Raw genomic sequence first — 4,189 nt, 5'->3', positions numbered from 1 at the left:
TTTTTTGTGGCTAACGTTCAGCGAACAACCAGTACCGAACACTTCGCATGGCGAACCACGGCGGCGGCGTTAGAGCCAAGAAGATAAGTTGACATGCTGGGTCGGTGGGAGGCGAGGATAATTACATCGGCGTCGATATCTTCAGCCAGCTGCAGAATATGATCTTTTGGCGTGCCGCTGAGTACATGCTTTTCAACCCGATCTTCAGGAAGGCTGAATTTCATGATGATTTCACTCAGGGAGCCCATTGCCGCCGCTTCCCGCTCTCCGGCATCCGGCGCAATTGAGGTATAGCCCAGGCCGTAAGCGGAAAAATAGGTGTAATCGGGGATAACCGCGAGGAAGTGGATAGTGGCATCATCCTGTTTTGCATACCCTTCCACATGGGGGATAACCTGCTGTGCCAGTTCCGGTTCAGAGATATCGACGGGAACGAGGATTTTCTTAGACATACGCTCTCCTTATATTTATGCGCTAATAACCCTTGTTAATTTATGGATGATATTTCCCCTTTCTGAAGTGACCCAGCTCGGGTTTTCGCATATAGCCGCTGTGTTGGATAAGATTTTCTTCGCTTTCAGAAACAACAAACCCCGCATCAAGGCGGGGCAGGATTAAAACAAACAGGGTACAAGGTACTCAATCATTCCATCAATTGCTTACTGAGCGTCGGATTCGCCTGCATTAAGCGCATCAACTTCAGTTCGGTATTGGAGGGTCTGAGTCGTTTTGATTCCCACTCTTCTACCATTGCAACACTCACGCCCATCGCCCGGGCAAAATCGTCAATTTTAAGCCCGGTACTTTTTCTTAGCTGTTCAAATTCAGAAAAGGCATTGGGCTTGTCATTCAGAGCCATGGTTTGGCGCTTATCTTTAAACACAATCTGTTCAAGGTTGCTCAGAAGCTCATACATTGGATCTTTATATTCCATCGAGTACTCCTCATAAATCACACAATGGGATGGTGAACGCGTAAGAAGCTCATTAAGAATAGTTCGAAAAAAGCCTGCCGATAGTTTCCCGGCTAACTATTTTATTGTTAAGGCAGACTTATGTGAGTCGGTAAAAAAACTAAGCGGCATAACAAATTGAAAAATCAGCGCAGAGGAGAGGGGAGGATAAATTTGTAAAGGATTATGCCATTGATGCAAAAACGGCGGGAGTGACCCGCCGTAGTGGCTCATTTTGCCATCATGCTTTTTGCGTAACTTTATCCAGCTCGTGACTATCGGCCTGGCCTGCGCCAGATATGCGCAGACCCGCCCAGGATTTCACCATCAGCGCGGCGGCGGAAAGCACTGCCGGGATCGCCAGTAACATGAATATGGTTTTGAAGGATAGCTCTGCTTGCATAAGGAATGCGCCGCTAAACGCCCCTAAAATCCCACCGAAACGCCCAAGCCCTAACATCCAGGCCACGCCGGTTGCGCGTCCCTGAGTAGGGTAGAATCCGGCGGCCAGCGCAGGCATTGAAGATTGCGCGCCGTTCATAATGGTGCCCGCGATAAACACCATCACGCCCATCAGCACCAGGCTTGAGGTAGAGAAGCCGACCAGGCAGACGAACAGGCCGGTCAGCAAATAACCCACCGCGACGACTTTGTTCGGGTTTAGCTTGTCCATCAACGCCCCGATAATCAGCACGCCAATCCCGCCGCCCAGCGGGAACAGCGCGGTAATAATCGATGCCTGGCTGAGTGTCGCGCCAGTTTCACGAATCAGCAGCGGCAGCCAGCTGGTCAGGAGATAGAAAATCAGCAGGCCCATGAAATAGGTCAGGCACAGCATTAACGTTCCCACCAGGTAACGCGGCGAGAAAATCACGCCAAGCGCGGTTTTGTCTTTGATATTTCCGCCAACTTCATTGAGGACGAAGCGCAGGTTCTCGCCCGACGGCAGCGGGGCTACACGGCGTAAAATAGTGGCGATATCTTTCTGCGGCTTATTCTTCACTACCAGGTAACGCGCGGATTCCGGCAGCCAAATCATCAGCACTATCGACAGAATTAACGGCATCACGCCGCCCAGCACCAGCACGCTCTGCCAGCCGTAATGGGGGATCATCCATGCGGAGACAAAACCGCCCATTGAAGAACCCATCGGGAAGCCGACAAACATCAGGTTGACCAATAAAGCGCGTTTGCGCTCCGGGGCGTATTCAGACATCAGCGTTGCGGCGTTTGGCATCGCCGCGCCGAGGCCAAGCCCGGTCAAAAAGCGCAGCAGAGCGAGGGAGGTCAGGCTGGTGGCAAAGGCCGTCAGCAGGCTAAAACCACCGAACACCAGAATCGACAGCACCAGCACTTTTTTGCGCCCGATGCGGTCAGCCATTGGCCCGGCGGTCAGTGCGCCCACAGCCAGGCCGACTAAAGCTGCGCTCATGACCGGGCCAAGGTCAGATTTCTGTACGCCCCATTCCTGCACCAGGTCTGAGGCGATAAAGCCAATAATCGCGGTATCGAAGCCATCCAGCGCGACCGTAATAAAGCAGAGGACAAGGATCATCCACTGGTATCTGGAAAACTTATTGTCGTTAATAAATGCCTGAATATCAGTCGTTGTTGTCTTTGTCATAAGGCACGTCCTGAAAGCTGCTGAGGTGTTCGATTATCGAACAATAATTCGTTAATCGTTCGTTAAAGCAAAACACTCAGCAGGCTATTGAGCAATCATCAGACGGGTGTTTGTGTGCGATTATCGTACTGATTAAGCTGGCGGGAGCGGTGAATGGATAATTAAACTTTGAATATTAATAACCTGGAGTGATGTTTCCGGCGACTGAACGTCACCGAATTTGTGAGGCGCTTAACAATTGAGTAACATTATTTTGCCCTAAGAGATTACTGCCAAAGGGTATCTTGCAAAGTCAGCTTGGACTATCCTTAGCAGCATTATTGGGTGCGCATTTGCGTATTTGCATTGAATGGTGAAAGGAGTAGAAAGATGGCGACAGGTAAGTCCTGGTCACGCTGGTTTGCGCCGCTCGCGGCAATTTTAATGGTGGTTAGCCTGAGTGGCTGCTTTGATAAAGAAGGCGATCAGCGTAAGGCGTTTATCGATTTTTTGCAAAACACGGTGATGCGCAGCGGTGAACGTCTGCCGACGCTGACAACCGACCAGAGAAAACAGTTTGGTCCGCTGGTTTCTGATTATGCGATTTTGTATGGCTTTGCCCAGCAGATGAACCAGGCCATGGATGACGGTATGAGGCCGGTTGCCGATAGCGTAAACAGCATCCGTGTGCCGCAGGATTACGTCACCCAGAGCGGCCCGCTGCGCCAGGCGAACGGTTCACTCAATGTGTTAGGCCAGCAGGTTCAGAATGCAAAAATGCAGGCTGACAGCGCGCGTTCTACGCTGAAGCAGCCGGACGAACTGAAAGCCGTTTACGACAAGGTTTATCAGAAAGTGGTCACGGCTCCGGCAGAAGCGATGGCTCCGCTGATCCCTGCGGCACAAACCTTTACCGCGCAGCTGGTGCAAGTGGGTGATTTCATCCAGCAGCAGGGGACTCAAGTGGGTTTCACCGCGGGTGGTATTCAGTTCCCAACCTCACAGCAAGCCAGCCAGTATAACTCGCTGATTGCGCCGTTAGCGTCGCAGCATCAGGCGTTTATGCAGGCGTATTCCACGGCAAAAAACGCCATGCAGTAATGGAGTTTTCCCCCGCTTCATCGCGGGGGATGCCAGAGGTGGCTTGAGCTCCAGCCCTGTGGACGGCTAAAATAAACCTTGTTATCCACCCCGCTTGTATGAGTTAATGCATTCATCGGTTTGAAGCACAGACCCTTAAGCAGTTTAGTAACGCAGTCCTCAAAGAGTTATCATAGATACCCTTCGACGTGATCTACCTTCCTTTATCGCTTTAAAAAATCTGTAAAACATTCCAATTGCGCCGGAAGGCAAATTTAATTTAAAAGGTAATATCTATGTCTAACAAAATGACTGGTCTGGTAAAATGGTTCAACTCTGACAAAGGCTTCGGCTTCATCACTCCTGACGATGGTTCAAAAGACGTGTTCGTACACTTCTCTGCTATCCAGAACGATGGCTACAAATCTTTAGACGAAGGCCAGAAAGTCTCTTTCACCATCGAAAGTGGTGCTAAAGGCCCAGCTGCTGGTAACGTTACTAACCTGTAAGGTTAGCGTTAGCAAAGCTAAGAATTTAAAAACCTGCCGCGGCAG

5 protein-coding genes are annotated in these 4,189 nt (G+C 50.5%); 2 read left to right on the top strand and 3 right to left on the bottom strand.

Features of this window, described 5'->3' with window-relative positions; genetic code table 11:
* Nucleotides 1-17 precede the first annotated feature (17 nt).
* The 3 genes from uspF to EHN07_RS12515 form a co-directional block, all read right to left on the bottom strand.
* Nucleotides 18-452 carry a universal stress protein UspF gene (uspF, locus tag EHN07_RS12525; protein ID WP_124024472.1) on the bottom strand — a complete coding sequence of 145 codons (435 nt, stop codon included), beginning with the start codon at nt 450-452 and terminating at the stop codon, nt 18-20.
* 191 nt (nt 453-643) lie between these two features.
* The gene (locus tag EHN07_RS12520) at nt 644-934 is read right to left on the bottom strand and encodes an HTH-type transcriptional regulator (protein WP_124024471.1); all 291 of its coding nucleotides are present in this window, start codon (nt 932-934) and stop codon (nt 644-646) included.
* Between the two features lie 259 nt (nt 935-1,193).
* Nucleotides 1,194-2,576, bottom strand: a complete 1,383-nt coding sequence (locus tag EHN07_RS12515; RefSeq protein WP_124024470.1) for an MFS transporter — start codon at nt 2,574-2,576, stop codon at nt 1,194-1,196.
* A 369-nt stretch (nt 2,577-2,945) separates the two neighbouring features.
* Between EHN07_RS12515 and EHN07_RS12510 the strand changes: the two genes are divergently transcribed.
* A complete protein-coding gene (locus EHN07_RS12510; protein ID WP_124024469.1) occupies nt 2,946-3,656 on the top strand; it encodes a DUF3053 domain-containing protein in 711 nt (236 codons plus the stop codon).
* A gap of 275 nt (nt 3,657-3,931) precedes the next feature.
* Nucleotides 3,932-4,144: a transcription antiterminator/RNA stability regulator CspE gene (gene cspE / locus EHN07_RS12505; RefSeq protein WP_120065885.1), complete on the top strand. Its 213-nt coding sequence runs from the start codon at nt 3,932-3,934 to the stop codon at nt 4,142-4,144.
* The last annotated feature ends 45 nt before the right edge of the window (nt 4,145-4,189 follow it).

The sequence above is a fragment of the Buttiauxella warmboldiae genome (assembly GCF_003818135.1).
In the GTDB taxonomy this organism is placed as follows: Bacteria; Pseudomonadota; Gammaproteobacteria; order Enterobacterales; family Enterobacteriaceae; genus Buttiauxella; species Buttiauxella warmboldiae.
This window is presented reverse-complemented; position numbering and strand designations above follow the sequence as displayed.